Raw genomic sequence first — 18,453 nt, 5'->3', positions numbered from 1 at the left:
AAACAAATTAGCCGAGGCCTGCCATGCGTTATCTACACACAATGATTCGAGTCACCGATTTAGACAAAACTCTGGATTTCTTCTGCCGGGGTTTGGACATGGAGGAGGTGTCGCGAATCGATAACGACAAAGGTCGTTTTACGCTGGTATTTTTAGCGGCATCTAACGATGTTGAGTCTGCCAAAGAAAATAAATCGCCCACTCTGGAGTTAACCTACAACTGGGACCCAGAAGAATACAGCGGCGGCCGAAATTTTGGCCACCTAGCTTACCGAGTTGAAAACATCTATCAAACCTGCGAGCACTTGCAGTCCATGGGTGTCACCATCAACCGGCCACCCAGAGACGGCCATATGGCATTTGTGCGCACACCAGACAACATCTCATTGGAGCTGTTACAAGAGGGCGAGCATTTACCCCCGCAAGAACCCTGGGCATCGATGCCTAACACCGGCGAGTGGTAGCCTGATCGCTTTGCACTGGTAACTTAAGTTTCAGTTGATGCAGATCAATTAGCGTGAAAATTACAGAAACGTAAAATGCCTAGCCTGCCTTTTAGCAATGGCAGGTTCTCATGCCAATAAATTCTAGTAGTAGACGTCAAAGATAGTTTTAAGTCGTTACGAGCGCCAAATCACTCGTTTTAGTGTTTGCCAAGCTTCTCTTTAAATCTTCTTTGATGTGGCTAATTGACCCGCTTTTATTAATTTATTTATAGAGTTTTTGGGCGGAATTACTAATCTTGTCGTAATGCATTTTACGTGGCCGTTTGCGGCGGATTTTTAGACGACAAGCTTGGGTTTATTTTTATTTGGCTATGAGTAATTCAATAAGACTGTTTGGTTTAGCGCCTTACGATCGTATAGTGCTGATAACCATGATCGAAATCCTATCCACCAAAACCAATCGCCAATGGCGTGTGGTGGGTGCTGGTTGCAGCCCGGTAGATATCGCCATTATCGATGTTGACAGAATAACCGATGCACACGAAATTCAGCGGCTCGCAGAGCAGGCCGATTACGTCGTTACTCTGGGACGAAGAAAAGTACATAAAGATTACATTCCCCTACCCAAACCATTGCGCACAGCCCAATTGTTAAAAAGCTTGAGTGCCGTTGCCTTAGCGCAAAACAGTAGTGGCCGCTTAATGAGCTCTCAGTTAAAAAGTTACAGCTAATGTTTTAGGCTGGTGCCGATAGCCGTTTAAATACGTACTCCGTTAACCTACTGTTGGTCGTACTTAACGCGGTGATGATTTTCTTCATCGAATTCGATTAGCAGCGCGGAAAGTTACGCCAGCACGCTTTTATTAATCCTCAACCTGTCATAAAAATGCGTTTTTTGCGCTAAAACGATATTAAAGTCCGCTGTCGAAAAAATAGCCGCTTGGCTAAACTTCAGGGTGAAGCAACCAGAGGTAATTGTTTTGGATATTCCATCAGCCAGTAGCAGTGCATATTTGAATAGCGCCAGGCCACGCACGGATGTTGGTTCCGCAAATACCGGTTTAAGCGCAAGCTTTACCACCGGTGTGAATGGTATGCAGTCCGCCGGCGGGCAGATTTTGAATTCGGCGCAAAATATTGCAACCTCCTACAGCGATGTTGGCTCGGTTAATTTCGACCCAAGTAGAACCGCAGATATCGCCACAGAACTCGTTAATCAACGGCAAGCTCAACTACTCTTTAATGCGTCGGCCGAAGTGGTGTCGGTGTCCGATGAGCTGGCCGGAAAACTGATTGACGAGATCGTTTAGCGGCCTTAAGGCAACGAGCGCCACGCGCCATGAACATCCCCAGCGCCAGCAGCAATTTTAGCAACGCAGTAACGCCTTTTGCTGCCACCGCCAGTAGTGAGGTAACCAATCCGGTTAACGCCTCGCCTATGCCCCCCATTAAAGAATCGCCCAACAACAGTAAAGCGGGTGATCGAGATGCGCGCCAGTCGTCGGCCAATACGCTGCCAAGCGATGAGGAAGAGATAGCCGGCGAAGAATCCCAAGATGCAAAGCCTGAGGAAAAAACTAAAAAGGTCGCCGGCAAAGAGCTCTCCGAGCAAGAGTTGGCTACCCTAATGCAGCTTAAGGCCCGCGACCGAGAGGTGCGAGCTCACGAACAGGCCCACGAAGCCGTGGGTGGCCAGTATGCCGGTGCTGCCAGTTACGAATACGAGCGCGGCCCCGACGGAGCACGCTACGCCATTGGTGGTGAGGTACCCATACGGCTGCCTAAAGGCGAGGGCGATCCTGATCAGAAGATCCGCCAGGCAGATCAAGTCATTCGTGCGGCGTTGGCCCCGGCGGAACCTTCTGCCCAAGATCGCTCGGTGGCTTCCCGCGCTATGCAAATTAAAACCGACGCACAAACCGAGCTGCGTGAGCTGAGCGATGCCCGGCGCGCCGAGGCTAAGCAAGAGCGCACAGCGCAAAACGATGACGAGGAGGCGGCAGCTGAGAGCGAAACCGCCAAGCCACGGGCCCAACTCCGACTGTACGAGGCCTACAACCCCGCCGTTGCTAATTCTGTGGGCACCCAGCTCTATAACCGAGTGTAGTTACTCTTCCCAAACCCAGCGCAGTGGCTGGCCAAAATCATCCTTTATTAAAACCTTTTTCGGTCTCTTGCTCATGGGGGCCTTTGACTTGGGGTGCGTTTTACGTCGGCTTTCTATGGCGGCAACGGCATCCTGCACCGATGTGCGCGATTCCGTAGGCTTATCGGAGGATTGCACCTTGAACGGGTGCAGCGAGGGTGAAAGACTGCTCTCGCCCCGGGCAAACTGCGCCACTTCACCACCACGTTGAAGGTAGTCCGTCATTTGAGCTTCTATTTCAGCTCTCACTTGGGCTTTGGTCTTTGGTTTCTTCATGGTAGTGGTGGCAGTGGCAGCTGGAGCTGCTTGGTTTTGGAGTGTGTATTGATATTTATAACATGCTCGATGGAATCGCAAGTTTCCAAGAGCCTGTTGACACTAATTTGGTACCACTGCTGGAGGTCAGCTTCCCGTTCAACTAGGCGCCAAGAGTGACATGTAGTGGGCCTACATGAGCGATTGGCAACAACGTTGAGCGGGAAGCTGGCCCCAGCCCTTCGGGTTGAGCCAGGAAATAGTCCACTCGTTGTTGCTCACCGCTTATTTGGGCCCATCAAACTTCGCGGCTCGCGCCTAGATTGGACTATTTCCTGACTCAACAGAAGCTCCAAATTAGTGTCAACAGGCTCTAGGCAGTAATCGCGCCGTATTTTTAGCCAGGGGTGCACCAAATTAGTCCCGAGGCTGCGAACGGGGCAGTATACGGGTCAAGCCTTTGACGGGGCAGTGCGGCTAGGCCCAGCTGTGTAGGCGTTTTTTTGAGCACCGCATACAAGGAGTGATGACTCGGTGTTGTCGGTGGGTTATCCACAGGATGCTCAACAGGTTTTCCAGAGAAAATGTGCAGTAAATGTAAAGTTTACAAAGAAGTGTAGCGGACGCTAATCTAAGGATGTCCTAATAAACCAATTTAGGTGGTGGTTATAACATACTGAAAAATATAGGAATACATTAAAAAAACGGCTTTTGCTGTTGCTGTGTGCAGTCTTGGGGCACGTGTACTGGCCATGGCATAACCCTAAACGATGGTAATTGTCCACAGTGAGGCGGAATTTTTTTCCCCAGCGGTTAAAAATACAACTAACTGTGCAAAAAACTGTGCCGATTGGTCAAAATACGCTAGCCTGCGCAAAGCGTCTGCGCCCTGATTTTGGTTAGAAAGCGTCAAAATAAAACGGTAATTTGCCAAAAATATGACTGTTCAAAATGCGGGCCGGCGCCGTGATAAACGTTTGACCTGGGGAAAGGTATGTATCGAATCATTAGTGTGGTGTTGATTGGTATCGTGGTTTGGGGCTTTTTGGGCTACGAGGCACAGGCGCAACCGGTAACCCACATGTATTTTGGGGTGGGGGGCTTTAATAGCCAGTACGAAAAACCGTCCTATAACTATGTGGGCACTTATTTTGACGCCGTAGAGGCGATCAGCCTAGCGCAAAGCACCGAAGATGATCTGGGGTGGCAACTGGTCTATGGCTATCAGTTTCGCAAGCATTTCGCGGTGGAGGCGCATTTTTTCGACGGCGGTAAATACCAGCAAGCTGGCCCGCGCAGTATTGATGGTCTTACGTTAACCTTTTCCAATCCCGAAACCCAACAACAACTCGTCGGCCAGATTTCTTACGAGGGCGAAGCAAAAACGACGACTCGTTTGCGCGGTATCTCGGCTATGGGGGTAGCTATTTGGCCGGTAACGCAAAGCTTTGCGCTGAAAGCCAAGTTGGGTTTGGCGTTTTTAAGCACGCAATCCGAGCTGCTTACCACCGGTGAGATCACCGACGACGTTATCCAGGGTTTACCTTTGGCGGTTGGTACCAGAGTCAGTAAATACGATCAAAACGAAACCAAGGTGCCGCTGATGTTTGGTCTGGAGGCCAGCTATAAGGTGGGGTGGGATTGGGGGATGTCGCTGTTTTGGCATCGCGTCAACGATGTCGAAGGTGGCTTGCTCAGCGGGGAGTCGGATTTGGATATGGCGGGCTTGCAGGTAACCTTCCATTACTGAACCCTTGTCTATTGTTGAATCGCTGTTATTGGGCCAATTTATACCGGCCGGTTTATTGGCTCTGCCAAAATTCTTGCACTAGTGGGTCTTTTAAGCGCTTGCTGAGGGCAAACAACCCCACATCAAAATCCCCTACGGCGTTGCTAATGGGCAACGCCGACACCCGGTCTTTTAACGGGCTGTTGGCTAACACAATCTCCGGCACCACGCCGGCGCCAAAGCCCAGCGACACCATGCTCACAATAGCCTCGTTGCCCGCCACCCGAGCGTAGATGTTCGGGTCTAGCCGGTTACGTTCAAACCAAGCTAGGGTTTTATCTCTCGCCAGGCCCTCCATGGGCAGAATAATCGGCGTGGCCTGCCAGAAGTGGCGCGCGTTGCGTAGGTATAGTTGCGCTGCCTCGCGCTCGGCAATCATTAATAAAGGCGTGGTTTGTATACGAGTAAAGTTAACGCCTCGGGGCAATTTTTCCGGCCGGGCAGAGATGGCAATGTCTTCTAAGCCCTCGCGCACTCGATTGATGGCCAGGGCTGGGTCACCGGTACTGAGTTTGATTTCAATATTGGGTTGGCGCTTACGGAACTCGTGCAGTATGTCGTATAAAAAGCTGTAACTGGCGGTGACCGAGCAATAGATCTTCAATTCGCCCGCCAGCTCTCGGCTTTGCTTACCAACGCTGTCCTTTACTTGTTGCCATTGGTTGAGCAGTGGTTGGGCCTGTTGCCAAAACACCTTGCCCTCTCGCGTGAGGCTGACGTGGCGGTTATCGCGCACAAATAAGCGGGTGCCTAATTCCTCTTCCAAGGCTTGGATAGAGCGGCTAAGTGCCGAGGCGCTCAGGTGGCAGCGCTCGGCTGCCTTGCCGAAGTGCAGTACCTCGGCCAAGGTGACAAATTGTTTGAGCGCCTTATCGTCCATTGTCGTTGCCCTTAGATTGCCTTTGCCCTTAGTGGTAACCCTGATAAGCAAACCGGAGGGTGTTGCGTAAGATGGGATATTAGGTTTCAAATATTTCATTTTACGCAACTTGAATGCCGGCGTACACTGCGCGGGTTTTCATCACATCGGTGTGGGCATAAGTGTGCCAGCACCAACATCGGAGAGAGTACACCATGCAAATTTATTACGACAAAGACTGCGATTTATCCATTATCCAGGGCAAGCAGGTTGCCATCATTGGTTATGGTTCACAGGGTCACGCCCACGCCTGTAACCTGCAAGATTCTGGCTCCAGCGTTACCGTTGGTCTGCGTGCGGGCTCTTCTTCAGCGGCTAAAGCTGAGGCCCACGGTTTGAAAGTTGCCAGTATCGAAGAGGCCGTTGCCGGTGCTGATGTTGTTATGATTCTGGCCCCAGACGAAAACCATGCCGCTTTGTACCGCGATGTGATTGAGCCTAACATCAAGCAAGGCGCTACCCTAGCCTTTGCCCATGGCTTCTCTGTACACTACAACCAAGTGGTTCCTCGCGCTGACCTAGACGTCATCATGATTGCACCTAAAGCCCCAGGCCACACCGTACGTAATGAATTCGTTAACGGCGGCGGTATTCCTGATCTGATTGCTATTTTCCAAGACGCCTCTGGCCGCGCCAAAGAAGTTGCTTTGAGCTACGCCTCTGCCGTTGGTGGCGGTCGTACCGGTATCATCGAAACCACTTTCAAAGACGAAACCGAAACTGACCTGTTCGGCGAGCAAGCCGTATTGTGTGGCGGTGCAGTAGAGCTGGTTAAAGCCGGTTTTGAGACACTGGTAGAGGCCGGCTACGCGCCCGAGATGGCTTACTTCGAGTGTTTGCACGAGCTCAAGCTGATTGTTGATTTAATGTACGAAGGCGGCATCGCCGACATGAATTACTCCATCTCTAACAATGCCGAGTACGGTGAGTACGTAACTGGCACTGAGGTGATCAACGATCAATCCCGCGAAGCCATGCGTAATGCCCTCAAGCGCATTCAGTCTGGTGAATACGCCAAAATGTTCATCACCGAAGGGGCGACTAACTACGCTTCAATGACTGCCCACCGTCGCAACAACGCCGCCCACGGCATTGAAGTTGTTGGTGAGAAACTGCGCAGCATGATGCCTTGGATTACCTCCAAGAAAATCATTGATAAGAGCAAAAACTAAGCTTCGGCATTGGTTTTGTTCATAGCGGCCCTTCGGGGCCGTTTTTTTTGGGGTGTGCCAGGCATGGCGTTTAGCGCGTATGCGCTGTTCCGATACGCGTGGTGGCGGTCGGATGACTTATCGGCCCGGTAAGGGGAACGATTAGCAGAACGGCAAGGGTGTCCATCGTGAGGTGGAATCTCCGGAGCGTCGGCCGGAAGTAAGCCGAAGGCAAAACACTGGCCTGACGAACAGGAATCGCATAGAAGGCATCTTCAGCGGGTGAGCAGGCCAATATCTTCAAAACCCAGTACTTACACGGAAGCTGTGGATGTAGATGCGGCAGATATAAGTGTGAAGGTCACGCGCATTACCTTGGGAGGTCTGTCGTTGTGCCTCTGGCTACTGGCATAGTGAGGTGCTCAGATGCAGTGACAGAAGTCAGCAGACGCCATAGTAGGTCTGTCACCGTAAACTGAAGGGCCGAAGCTGTCATGAGCGGATAGTCATATTATCTCTCTGACCAATCTAATCAGATGCCTTGTAAGAGGGCTTGCAATAACTTTTCTGCGCAGCGGTACTCCAATGAATGTTGCAGTGATTTGTGATTGGCAGGCGAATAATAAAACGGAACAAAGCTCGCTTCACGTCTGTGTAGAGACAGGAAACGCCGTGGTACGCAACCGTATGCCCGGTGGTGTGAGAGGGCGGCGGGAGTAATCCCGCCTCCTACTCGATCTTTGGCTGAGTGCTTTGGGGGCATCCGCACTAGATTCCGGCCCTAAGGCTTGCTAGCTCTTGCTTATGCACACGCTTCGCTTAAGATTGCCCCCAGTTCTCGTGCGTGGCAGCACTGTGCCGAGTTGTCCATAGTCGAATCAACAGGATCAATCGTGACCCAACCGCAAAATAACACGGATACCAATAATTTATCCCTCCCGGTAGATGAACACGAAGAAGAAGTGCAAGAGGGCGATAAGCGCATACGTCGCAAGGGCGTATACCTACTGCCGAACCTATTCACCACAGGTGCCTTATTTGCTGGCTTTTACGCCATAATCGCATCTACCCAAGGCAGTTTTGAGCAAGCCGCCATTGCCATCGTGGTGGCAGGTATTTTAGATGGACTGGACGGCCGCATTGCACGGCTCACCAATACTCAAAGTGAATTTGGCGTGCAATACGATTCCATGTCCGACTTGGTGTCGTTTGGCATAGCGCCGTCTATTTTGATGTTTAACTGGGCCCTTACCGGTTTGGGTAAGTTGGGGTGGGCCATTGCCTTTGCCTATGTGGCTTGTGCGGCGCTGCGTCTGGCGCGCTTTAATGCCCAGGTGCACACGGCGGATAAACGCTATTTCACCGGCCTGGCCAGCCCAGCTGCAGCCGGTTTTGTTGCCACTATGGTGTGGACGGGTTATGAGGTGGGTGTTGGTCCGGCCATCGGCTTGCTGTGTGGCATGGTGACTCTGGCGGTTGCTTTGTTGATGGTCTCTAACGTGCGTTATCAAAGTATGAAGGGTATCGATTTTAAAGGCCGAGTTCCGTTTGTATTTATCATCGTCACAGTTTTGCTGTTTACCATTATCACCATAGACCCGCCGCGTGTGTTGCTGCTGATTGGCATACTCTACGCCGCCTCTGGGCCTTTGCAAGCTATCTTCAGAGCGGCTCACAGTAGGCTTAAGCCAAAGTCCTAGGTAAAGGTCCTGGGTAAAAGTCTTAGGTAAAAGTCTTAGTTATAGGGGGCCATTGGCTTAGAGGGTAAGCGTTTAAGGAACCGGGGCTCAGAGAATAAAGAGAACACGTAAAAAGATAGCTTCGTCGAGCCTGGATCATAAGGCCCAAGCATCGCAAGCGCTTAACCTTAAAAGGGTGAAGAGAAGGCTATTGGCAGTAAGCCCGCCAAGCTTGGGGTCAGGGCCAAAGACCAGCCTAGGGCTGGTCTTGTTCTATGGAGGCTAACCGCTCTGAGGCAACCTTATTGCTCGGGTCAATGTCCAGTACCTTGCGATACTTATCGGCGGCATTGTTGTGCGCGGGAGCCATTAAGCGGCCTTCACGCTCGTCGATTTCGGCACTGCGCAACAGCCCCTGCACCTGCAGCTTTTTGTAGAGGGTATCAGCCTGGTTGGCGCTGGCCTTGGTGCTGTCAGTCACCACTTTTAAGCGCTGATTAATGCGGTACAGGTAAGGGTTGCCTGGGCTGGCATCTTTGGCGTCAGAGAGTACCGAGTACGCCAAACCCATATTCTCTTTGCTGGGGAACTGCTCGGCGTTGGCCACAAAGTGGTCGGCGATTCGGCTAATACCCAGTTGCGCGTCGGTGTTTTCGGCGTCCAGCGCCAACACCTGGCGATACTTTACCAGGGCATTGTTACCCAGTGGTTGCGTAAGGCGAGCACTGCGCTCGTCGGTACGGGCGGCGGCTAGTAATTGAGCGATGGTGGCCTGGGTCTCAGCATCCAATGCGGCCTCTGCTGGAACGGCCTCTGCCACGGGCTGCTCTACTGCGGGCGTGTCGGCAGGTTTAGCACTTGGTTCGTTTTTGATTACTTCCCCTTGCACCAGGGAATTCTCCACCACCCGGGTTTCATCCAGTGCGCTTTCGGCTAGGGCATTGGTTGGGGCATTGGCCGGTGCTACGCTGCTGCCGCCACTGGTGGTCTCATTTTGGGGGGGAACACTACCGGCCACTGTTGGCGATGCCGGCTGCGTTGCATCTGTGTTCAAGCGTGCATCGTGGGTATTTGGGAACTCACTTGGCCCCACGGAAGGCGCAATCCAAGCGACGACAACCACCACTATCATAAAGGCAATGGCGATACCGCTGTAGAGCGTCCAATTAGGTTTGGCGTCGTTGGTGGCTTCAGCTTCGCTGCCAGCTTCGGGCTGATCGAGCAGGTACTCCCAGTGGGTAGTGTCCATGGGGTCTTCGCTGGCATTGCGTTTGGTACTGCCAGTGCGGCTGGGGGCGCTGGTTACAGGTTCCGCTTTCTTGGCGGCCGCAGGCGTGGGCGCTTCCGCCACCAGGGTATCATCTTCGCTATGGTCTGTGGTGCTGCTGTCGCCATGGCTGGCGGCTCTGGCCGTGGTGACTCGCTTGTACTTACCGGTTACTGGGGATTCTGCACGAATGGTGGTGGCGTCAATGCCCTGATCCATGCCTTCCAAGCTAAGCAAGGTCACGCCATCGTGGTTGGTAACCGTGTTGTTGATGCTGTCCTGGTTGTCGAGATCGGCCTCGTCAACAATGGGTGCCATTAGGCGGCCGGTGTCGTGCAGCAGATCTTCTTCGTCGTCGGTATCCAACAAAACGTTCACCGCCCGGTGCTCAACCTTGGCCAGATCGTTCAAGATCTCCTTGCCGCGGTGATATCGATCTTCGGGCTTTTTGGCCAAAATTTTGTCGATAATCGGTTGAAAGTGGCTGAGATGATCGTCCAGGGTAGGGATGGGCTCGTTGAGGTGCTTAACCGCAACCTCCACTAGGGTGGCGCCGCTGTAGGGCACACTGCCGGTGAGCATTTGGAAAAACACCACGCCCATGCTGTACAGATCAGAGGAGGGACTTACGGTTCCACCACGTATCTGCTCTGGGCTCATGTACTTGGGGGTGCCCATAATGGTGCCGGTTTGCGTCAGCTCCATGGAGGCGTCGGTGTCTTTGGCTATGCCAAAGTCGGTGAGCACCGCCGCGCCGTCATCACGAAACATAATGTTGTCGGGCTTAACATCGCGGTGAACAATGCCTTTTTGGTGTGAATAGTCCAGCGCCGAGGCAATTTGCGAAAAAATGCGAACTGCTCGGTTGCGATCCACGCGCTGCTGGCGCAGCATCTCAGACAGGTTGCGGCCGCTCAGGAACTCCATGGCCACATAGAACAGGTTTTTGAACTGGCCGACATCGTACACCTGCACAATATGGCTATGGTGCAGCCTAGCGATAATCTGCGATTCTTGCACAAAGCGCTCGCTGTATTTTTCATCGCTGCCCAAATCCTGGCGTAGAACTTTAAGGGCCACGTCGCGCTGGAAGGTTTTCTGGCTGGCACGGTAAACCGAGGCCATGCCGCCGCTGCCTATGCGCTCAATAATATCGTAGCCGGGAATTTCTAAGTCCATAAGAGCGTAATTTGGGGTCTAAATCGGTGAATTACAATCAAATTTGACTGACGCGCCGGCCGCCGTAACGCGAGCTGGGCAGAAGGGGTAGGTCAAATTTATTAAAGTCTTGCCAAATGTGGCCAGTCACTGGCCTGGACGCACCAATAGTGTGCGGCCCCTACGGCCTTCTCTATAGAGGGGGCGCTTTAGTGCAGGTTGGCGTGTATCGTTTAGGCCACTGTTGTTAGCTGGCACGGGCGCTATAATAACCCGGTTTGAGTCCCTTGTGACCACTACTATAAATCGTCGGTTTTAAACCCTAAATGAATGGGCCTGTTTCTATGCTTAAATTTCGTATTATCCCGGTGACGGCCTTTCAGCAAAACTGCAGCGTGCTGTGGTGTGACCAGACCAAACAGACCGTGTTAGTGGATCCGGGCGGCGACATCGACCGCATCCAGGCTGTACTGAGCGAAGAGGGCCTAACGCCCCACGCCATTTGGCTAACCCATGGCCATTTGGATCACGTGGCCGCATCACCGGATTTGGCGCGGCAGTTTGATGTACCCATCATTGGCCCCCACCGGGAAGACCTATTTTGGTTGCAAGATTTGCCCCGTTTTGCCGCTCAAGTGAATTTTCCGCCGGCCGAAGTATTTGAACCTAGCCAATGGTTAAATGATGGCGATCAGCTAACCTTGGGTAACCTTACCTTCGACGTGCTGCATTGTCCTGGCCACACCCCTGGCCATGTGATTTTTTACGAGGCAACCAGTCAAATCGCGTTTGTCGGCGATTTGCTGTTTGCCGGTAGTGTGGGACGTACTGATTTCCCTCGAGGTAACTTTAATGATTTGGTGCAATCCATTCGCGGCAAGCTGTGGCCCTTGGGTGATGACGTGCGTTTTGTGCCTGGCCATGGCCCGATGTCCACTTTTGGCCACGAAAAACACACCAATCCTTTCGTTGCGGATAAAAACTTCGGCTAGACCATGGCGACCCAGTCTCTAAAATCCACTCATTTGCCCTTTAATTACACTTTGCGTCGCTCTGCGCGGCGTAAAACCATTGAGATTCAAGTGCGTGGCGATCAGGTGGTGGTACGTGCCCCCAACTTCGTTCATCAGGGGGATATCCAGCGTTTCGTGTTGGCGCGGGCGGCTTGGGTGCAAGAAAAGCTCTCCCTGTATCGCCAGCGAGCACTGCTCTACCCGCCGCGCACCTACGAACCTGGTGCGCGTTGGTGGTTTTGTGGCCAACCCTACAGCCTGGATGTGCGTGTCGCCGCCGTCGATCGAGTAGAGATTCAGGACCAGAGCTTGCGGGTGGTGGTGTCTCGGCGTAAAGTGCGCGACCCGCAAGCCAAGCTGGAGCGACTGCTAAGCCAGTGGTACCAGCAACAAGCCATGGCCGTGCTCACGCACAAGACCGAACAGCTTACTCGGCAGATGGGCTTGCGCTACCAGCAGATAAAATTGCGTAAAACTCGCTCGCGCTGGGGCCATTGCACCCACGACGGTAGCCTGCAATTTAACTGGTTGATCATGCAGGCTCCGGAGCCGGTAATCGACTATCTGGTAGCCCACGAAGTCTGTCATTTGCAGCACTTTGACCACAGCCTTCGGTTTTGGTCGCTGGTCGGTAAGGTTTGCCCAGAGTACCAAGCGGCGAAAACCTGGCTGCAGCATCACGGCCATTGCTTGTGGTTTTAAATTACTTTTTGAACATTGAAGGACAGCCATGAGCGCGCTCGGCGACGACCTAGACGAAAACTATAGCCGTTTTATTACCGATGCCGCCGACACGGGTTGTGTTTGGGGCTTGGAAGGTCCCGACGGTTGGGCGCTGTGTGACTCCGAGACCTTCCCACAGAGCCAGGTGATGCCATTCTGGTCCCAGCCCGAGTTCGCCGAGAGCCACTGTGTCGACGAGTGGCAGGGGCACCAGGTGGTGGCAGTGAGCACGGAAGAGTTTTTGGATGACTGGTTGCCGGGCATGCACGACGATCAGTTGCTGGTGGGCATCAATTGGAACGACGAATTAGCCGGGCAAGAGGTTGAGCCGTTAGATCTACTTGAGGACTTTGAGTCCGCCCTGGATTAACCTTGCTGGCAGACCGGCGGCCTAGGGCGGCTAAAAATAGGGCGGCTAGAAATAGCGCCGCTGGAAATTCGCCCACACTTGCCTCCGTACCCTGATCTGGGGCTCTTTGTTCCATTGCCTGGCGTTCCAACCCCTGGTGTTCCAACCTTATGTGTTAACTAATAGCCCAGTGCAGTGCGCACCGCGGTGATAGCTTCTTCGCTGCTGGTGCCGCGTTGGCGAATGTAGGTAATGTTCTTTTCTTCATCCATGACAAACAGCCCCGGAGTACCCACCACGCCATAACGCTGGGCCACGGTTTCCGCCTTTAGTAGGAGTCTTAGGTGCGGTGCTTTTGTTGCCAGGTATTGCACCGGGTCACCATCTTCCCACACATTCAAGGCAAAAAACTTCACTGGTTTTTCGGCCAATTCGGTTTGCAATGCTTCCAGCTGCGGCATTAAATCCAGACAAAAAGGGCACCATGAAGCCCAAAATACCAGCACCACCTGTGCGTCGTCTGAATCGCGGTATAGGGAAGTTGGCTTGCCTTCGGCGTTGGTGAGTATCCAATCCGGCGCTTTATCGCCAGATTGTGGCGGCATGGCAGCCTGGGCGGTCCAGGCCATCAGCGTTAATAGCAGTGCCAAAGTCTTGGTGCAGGAAGCGTTCATAAATATGGATCAAATTTATTCGGAGCTTATTGTGTTGGCTTTCGACTGCGGATTAAACGATTGGTTTCCGAAGCCGCTACGAGTGCGGAATTTAGACTGGGTTTAGCTGGTGGGTGGGGTAAATTAGCAACAAGCGCCCGTGCTGGGCGCTTGTGCAGCGGTGTGGGCTACTTAAGGCTTTCGAAATAGGCCGCCAGGTCGGCGATATCTTGGTCAGACAAGCCTTGTGCCATAGGCGCCATTTGCGCCGCCATGCCGCCGGTGCGTTGGCCGTCACGGTAGGCTTTGATGGCACCTTCCAAGTAGGGAGCGTTTTGGCCTTTGAGATTAGGGTACAGGGCAGAAATCGCCACACCATCGATACCATGGCACGCGGCGCAAATGGCGGCCTTGGTTTTTCCGGTGGCGGCATCACCAGCGGCGAAGCTGTTGGCACTGAAGGCAAGTGCGCCAATTAGGGCGCTGAAAGCTAGCTTTTTCATAGTATTTCCTACTGTCACGGAATTTAGTCTTACAGCGCTTGTAACAAGCACGCGCTGTTTTATTAGTGCGTTACGGTGTTCTCAAGCATCACATCAAATACGTATTTTAAAGTGTGCCGGATGAAACGCCTATTGGTATAAAGTAGGTTAGTTGAACCCAACCTAAATAGGACAGGCCATCTCACCGAGTTTTTTCGTCAGTTTTACATTCTCTCGATAATCGATGGGGATAACCACAAGGCTTGGACCGTCTTCTTCAGTGGCCTCTCTCAGGGTGCTTTGCAGATCTTCGGCGCGGGTGCACAGGTGTCCGTTCCAGCCAAAGGCCTGGGCCAATTGCAGCCAGTCTGGGTTGGAAAACGCCAGGTCAGTATGGCGGCCAAACTCGTTGTCTTGTTTCCAGCCAATCAGCCCGTAGCCACCGTCTTCCCATACCATCACCGTTAGTTTGGTACCCAACCGGGCGGCGGTTTCCATCTCTTGAACGTTCATCATAAACCCGCCGTCTCCACAAATGGCGAGGATTTTACGCTCTGGATACACCAAACTCGCCGCCAGCGCGCCGGGTAGTGCGAAGCCCATGGAGCAAAAGCCGTTGGGGATCAGGCAAGTGTTTGGCTCGTGGGCAATCCAGTGGCGGGCAATCCACATTTTGTGGGCGCCTACATCGCTCAATAGAATGTCTTCATCGTTCAGCACCTGGCGTGCGTCCCACAGGGCTTTTTGCGGCCGGATGGGGCCTTCACCGGTGTCGTCCTTATGGGCTTCAAGCTCGGCGGTCATATCGCGCCGCACCGCCTGTTGGGATGATAGGTCAAAGTCGAGTGGGCCGTGGGCGTCGATGCGCTCGTTGAGCATCCACAACGCGTGGGCGAGGTCTCCTACGATTTCTACGGAAGGGTCGTAGTTTTCGTCGATTTCAGCGGGTAGAAAATCAATGTGCAGTACGTCCTTGTCGGCGCCGGGGTTCCACAGTTTGGGGTGGTACTCAACCATGTCGTACCCCAGGGTGATGACTAAATCGGCGGCATCCACGGCGCAAGCCGGTATGTCCTTGGAACCAAGGCCGATGGTGTAGAGGCTATAGTCCTCGCGCATATCGACGCAACCTTTGGCCATAAAGGTGCTAATAACACCGATGCCGGTTTTTTCGCACAGCAGACGCAGCTGTTTACTAGCGCGGCGGCGGATGCAGCCGTTACCGGCAATAATCACTGGGCATTTGGCTTTTTTGATGCGCTCAAAGGCAAGGTTAATGATTTTCTCGTCCGGCACCGGGCGACGAAATTTTTTCACTTTTAGGGGCTCTTTGGGTGCCCACAGTTTGGCGATGTCTTCCGGCAGCTCAATGTGTACGGCACCGGGTTTCTCGGTGCGCGCCAAGCGTACGGCCTTGCGGATAATTTCTGGGATGTTTTCTGGGTGCCACACGGTGGTGGCCCATTTGGTGACCGGCTCAAACATGTCCACTACCTGCATCACTTGGTGTGACTCTTTGTGCAGGCGGGTAGAGGCACCCTGGCCGGTGAGCACCAGCATGGGCGCGCGGTCCATATTGGAATCGGCAACGCCTGTGATTAGGTTGGTGGCGCCGGGGCCTAGGGTGCCCAGGCAGCCGGCGGGGTTGCCGGTGAGGCGGCCATAGACTTCGGCCATAAACGCCGCGCCCTGTTCGTGGCGGGTAAGAATAAACCGGATTTGGTCAGAGGCCTCCAAAGACATCATAAAGTCGGCGTTTTCCTCTCCTGGCACACCGAAAATATATTCTATTCCTTCTTCTTCCAAACATTGGACCATTAGGTCGGAGGCTTTCATGGATTCTCCTTGCGAGCCGTGATCTTGCGAAACGAACGGGTGCCCTGGGCGGGGCAAATATTAGTAGTTTCGCACCAAGGTGATGGTATTGGAAGGCGCCATTGGCTATTGGTTTCATTAGCGCAAGGCCGGTAGGGTAAATTGCAAAGATTTCGGCCAATAAATTGCCCGCGTGGGCCAGCTTTGGTATAAGCCAGCGCTAGCCCGGCATTGTGCACGGCCAAAAGCCAACAGCCCCTTAAGGAACTTCATGACCGATTTGATCATTGGCGACGATGGTGAAGAGTCCATCGCCCTGAAAGCGTTTACTGAAAAAGCCTATCTCGATTACAGCATGTACGTGATTTTGGACCGCGCCCTGCCGCATCTTGGTGACGGCCTCAAGCCGGTGCAGCGCCGTATCGTGTACGCCATGAGCGAGCTGGGCCTGGCCAATAATGCCAAATTTAAAAAATCTGCTCGTACCGTGGGCGATGTGATCGGTAAGTTCCACCCACACGGCGACAGTGCCGCCTACGAAGCCATGGTGCTAATGGCGCAGCCTTTTTCCTATCGCTACCCGTTGGTCGACGGCCAGGGTAACTGGGGTAGCCCGGATAACCCCAAATCCTTCGCAGCCATGCGTTACACCGAAGCCCGGTTGGCAAAGTACGCTGAGGTGCTGTTGGCCGAGGCAGGCCAGGGCACAGTGGAGTGGCTGCCCAATTTTGATGGCACCCTGGACGAGCCCAAAGTATTGCCGGCCCAGGTGCCCAACGTGCTGCTCAACGGTACCACGGGTATTGCTGTGGGTATGGCCACAGACATCCCTCCGCACAATCTGCGCGAGGTGGTTAACGCTACTGTACATCTGCTGGAAAATCCCAAGGCCTCGGTAGAGGAATTGTGCGAGTTTATCCCGGGCCCGGATATGCCCACCGATGCCGAAATCATCACTGGCAAAAATGATCTGTTAAAAATATACCAAACCGGTCGTGGTGCTCTGCGCATGCGCGCCATTTGGGGCAGAGAAGATGGTGATATCGTGGTTACTGCGCTGCCCTTCCAAAGCAGTGGTGAAAAAATTCTGGAGCAGATCGCTAACCAGATGCAGGCCAAAAAGCTACCTATGGTGGCCGACCTGCGCGACGAATCGGACCACGAAAACCCGACTCGCCTAGTCATTGTGCCGCGTACCAATCGCGTGGATGCAGAGCAGGTGATGAACCACCTGTTTGCTACAACGGATCTAGAACGTAGCTACCGAGTAAACTTAAACGTCATCGGCATCGACGGGAAACCCAAGGTTAAGGCGTTGAATACTATGCTCAGCGAGTGGCTAGTGTTCCGCCAGGACACCGTGCGCCGCCGTTTGCAGTACCGCTTAGAGAAAGTTGAAGAGCGCTTGCTGCGCCTGGCGGCCTTAATGCTGGTGTACCTCAATGTGGATGAGGTCATCCATATCATTCGCACCGAGGATCACCCCAAGCCGGTGTTGATGGAGCGTTTTGATCTGATCGAAATGCAAGCGGATTACATTTTGGATACCCGTCTGCGGCAGTTGGCGCGCCTGGAAGAAATGAAAATCCTTGAGGAACAAGAGGCGCTGGAAAAGGAACGTGACGACCTCAACAAAACCTTGTCGTCCGACCGTCGCCTAAAAACGCTGGTGAAAAAAGAACTGTTGGCCGCCGCCGATAAGTTTGGCGATGATCGTCGCTCACCCATCGTTGAGCGGGCCGAGGCCCAGGCGCTTAGCGAGCAAGATCTGCTGACTTCAGACCCGATTACCGTGGTTCTGTCAGATAAGGGCTGGATTCGTTCCGCCAAGGGGCACGACATCGACCCAGCCGCCTTGAGTTATAAATCCGGCGATAACTTTAAGTTTGCCGCGCGCGGCAAGAGCAATCAGCCAACGGTTTTGATCGACTCCACTGGGCGGAGCTATTCCCTTGCCTCGCATACCCTGCCTTCGGCCAGGGGGCAGGGCGAGCCTGTTACCGGCCGGCTTAATCCGCCCAGTGGCGCTACCTTTGAAGGGCTCATCATGGGTGAAGGCAGCCAAAAGTTAATCATCTCCAGCGATGCTGGCTACGGTTTTATCACCACCCTCGATGACATGACCAGTAAAAACAGCAAGGGTAAAAACCTGCTCAACTTGCCCAAAGGTGCTCGGGTGATGCCGCCGGTGCTGGTGCCAGAGGACGACACGGCCCTGGTGGCGGCCATTACCAACGAGGGGCGTTTGTTGGCATTCCCGGTGGCGGAGCTGCCGCAATTGGCGCGAGGTAAAGGTAACAAGATCATCAATATTGCCGGTGCTAGGGTTGAAGAACGTTTGGAATTTGTGGTGGCCGTCACAGTTTTAACATCTAAGCAGGTGTTAACCCTTTATAGCGGCAAAAAGAAAAAGTCGATGAAGTTCGCCGAACTCAACGAGTATGTAGGTGAACGTGGCCGAAGAGGGCTTAAACTGCCGCGCGGATCGCAGAAGGTCGATTCTATTGACGTTCAATGAGTCGAATTTGGCACTGTAAATTAAAGTAAATTGGTTGTTTTTTGCTCTATACTGGCCCTTCCCGTAAAAAAACTATTACATAAGAGGGGA

The 18,453-nt window shown here is 53.2% G+C and carries 17 protein-coding genes; 11 read left to right on the top strand and 6 right to left on the bottom strand.

Annotated features, from left to right (window positions below):
- Positions 1–23 precede the first annotated feature (23 nt).
- From ACGHM3_RS21475 to ACGHM3_RS21460, 4 genes are all read left to right on the top strand, one after another.
- Entirely contained in the window at positions 24–464 is a 441-nt protein-coding gene (locus ACGHM3_RS21475; protein WP_345420998.1) for a VOC family protein, read from the top strand.
- A 413-nt stretch (positions 465–877) separates the two neighbouring features.
- Positions 878–1,177, top strand: a complete 300-nt coding sequence (locus tag ACGHM3_RS21470) for a hypothetical protein (RefSeq protein ID WP_345421001.1) — start codon at positions 878–880, stop codon at positions 1,175–1,177.
- A gap of 249 nt (positions 1,178–1,426) precedes the next feature.
- Positions 1,427–1,756 (top strand): hypothetical protein, encoded by a 330-nt coding sequence (locus ACGHM3_RS21465; protein ID WP_345421004.1) that lies wholly within the window; start codon positions 1,427–1,429, stop codon positions 1,754–1,756.
- A 29-nt stretch (positions 1,757–1,785) separates the two neighbouring features.
- Complete coding sequence (locus tag ACGHM3_RS21460; protein WP_345421010.1) at positions 1,786–2,553, top strand: putative metalloprotease CJM1_0395 family protein; 768 nt, start codon at positions 1,786–1,788, stop codon at positions 2,551–2,553.
- Here ACGHM3_RS21460 and ACGHM3_RS21455 read toward each other — a convergent pair whose 3' ends face one another.
- On the bottom strand, positions 2,554–2,868 hold the full coding sequence (locus tag ACGHM3_RS21455) for a hypothetical protein (RefSeq protein ID WP_345421013.1): 315 nt from the start codon (positions 2,866–2,868) through the stop codon (positions 2,554–2,556).
- Between the two features lie 973 nt (positions 2,869–3,841).
- On the opposite strand from ACGHM3_RS21455, the gene ACGHM3_RS21450 reads away from it, so the two are divergent.
- The gene (locus ACGHM3_RS21450) at positions 3,842–4,597 is read left to right on the top strand and encodes a hypothetical protein (RefSeq protein WP_345421016.1); all 756 of its coding nucleotides are present in this window, start codon (positions 3,842–3,844) and stop codon (positions 4,595–4,597) included.
- A gap of 52 nt (positions 4,598–4,649) precedes the next feature.
- Here the strand turns inward: ACGHM3_RS21450 and ilvY are convergent, their stop codons facing one another.
- Positions 4,650–5,516 (bottom strand): HTH-type transcriptional activator IlvY, encoded by an 867-nt coding sequence (gene ilvY / locus ACGHM3_RS21445; protein ID WP_345421020.1) that lies wholly within the window; start codon positions 5,514–5,516, stop codon positions 4,650–4,652.
- Positions 5,517–5,710: 194 nt separating this feature from the next.
- Here ilvY and ilvC point away from each other — a divergent pair, with 194 nt between their 5' ends.
- Both ilvC and pssA read left to right on the top strand, forming a co-directional pair.
- Positions 5,711–6,727: a ketol-acid reductoisomerase gene (gene ilvC / locus ACGHM3_RS21440; protein ID WP_345421023.1), complete on the top strand. Its 1,017-nt coding sequence runs from the start codon at positions 5,711–5,713 to the stop codon at positions 6,725–6,727.
- Between the two features lie 872 nt (positions 6,728–7,599).
- Positions 7,600–8,406, top strand: a complete 807-nt coding sequence (gene pssA / locus ACGHM3_RS21435) for a CDP-diacylglycerol--serine O-phosphatidyltransferase (RefSeq protein WP_345421026.1) — start codon at positions 7,600–7,602, stop codon at positions 8,404–8,406.
- A gap of 235 nt (positions 8,407–8,641) precedes the next feature.
- Here pssA and ACGHM3_RS21430 read toward each other — a convergent pair whose 3' ends face one another.
- A complete protein-coding gene (locus ACGHM3_RS21430; protein WP_345421029.1) occupies positions 8,642–10,831 on the bottom strand; it encodes a serine/threonine-protein kinase in 2,190 nt (729 codons plus the stop codon).
- 323 nt (positions 10,832–11,154) lie between these two features.
- On the opposite strand from ACGHM3_RS21430, the gene ACGHM3_RS21425 reads away from it, so the two are divergent.
- From ACGHM3_RS21425 to ACGHM3_RS21415, 3 genes are read left to right on the top strand one after another with little or no spacing between them, the layout of a single operon-like run.
- Positions 11,155–11,802, top strand: a complete 648-nt coding sequence (locus ACGHM3_RS21425) for an MBL fold metallo-hydrolase (protein WP_345421032.1) — start codon at positions 11,155–11,157, stop codon at positions 11,800–11,802.
- Between the two features lie 3 nt (positions 11,803–11,805).
- Complete coding sequence (locus ACGHM3_RS21420; protein WP_345421035.1) at positions 11,806–12,525, top strand: SprT family zinc-dependent metalloprotease; 720 nt, start codon at positions 11,806–11,808, stop codon at positions 12,523–12,525.
- A gap of 28 nt (positions 12,526–12,553) precedes the next feature.
- The gene (locus tag ACGHM3_RS21415; protein WP_345421037.1) at positions 12,554–12,916 is read left to right on the top strand and encodes a DUF2750 domain-containing protein; all 363 of its coding nucleotides are present in this window, start codon (positions 12,554–12,556) and stop codon (positions 12,914–12,916) included.
- Between the two features lie 158 nt (positions 12,917–13,074).
- Here ACGHM3_RS21415 and ACGHM3_RS21410 read toward each other — a convergent pair whose 3' ends face one another.
- From ACGHM3_RS21410 to ACGHM3_RS21400, 3 genes are all read right to left on the bottom strand, one after another.
- Positions 13,075–13,569 (bottom strand): TlpA disulfide reductase family protein, encoded by a 495-nt coding sequence (locus ACGHM3_RS21410; protein ID WP_345421040.1) that lies wholly within the window; start codon positions 13,567–13,569, stop codon positions 13,075–13,077.
- 167 nt (positions 13,570–13,736) lie between these two features.
- Entirely contained in the window at positions 13,737–14,051 is a 315-nt protein-coding gene (locus ACGHM3_RS21405) for a cytochrome c (RefSeq protein WP_345421043.1), read from the bottom strand.
- 162 nt (positions 14,052–14,213) lie between these two features.
- On the bottom strand, positions 14,214–15,866 hold the full coding sequence (locus tag ACGHM3_RS21400) for an acetolactate synthase large subunit (RefSeq protein ID WP_345421046.1): 1,653 nt from the start codon (positions 15,864–15,866) through the stop codon (positions 14,214–14,216).
- Between the two features lie 250 nt (positions 15,867–16,116).
- Here ACGHM3_RS21400 and parC point away from each other — a divergent pair, with 250 nt between their 5' ends.
- A complete protein-coding gene (gene parC, locus ACGHM3_RS21395; protein WP_345421048.1) occupies positions 16,117–18,363 on the top strand; it encodes a DNA topoisomerase IV subunit A in 2,247 nt (748 codons plus the stop codon).
- The last annotated feature ends 90 nt before the right edge of the window (positions 18,364–18,453 follow it).

The organism is Halioxenophilus aromaticivorans (assembly GCF_042850945.1).
Classification (GTDB): Bacteria; Pseudomonadota; Gammaproteobacteria; order Pseudomonadales; family Cellvibrionaceae; genus Halioxenophilus; species Halioxenophilus aromaticivorans.
Note: the sequence above shows the minus strand (reverse complement) of the source record. Positions and strands in the feature narration are given on the sequence as shown.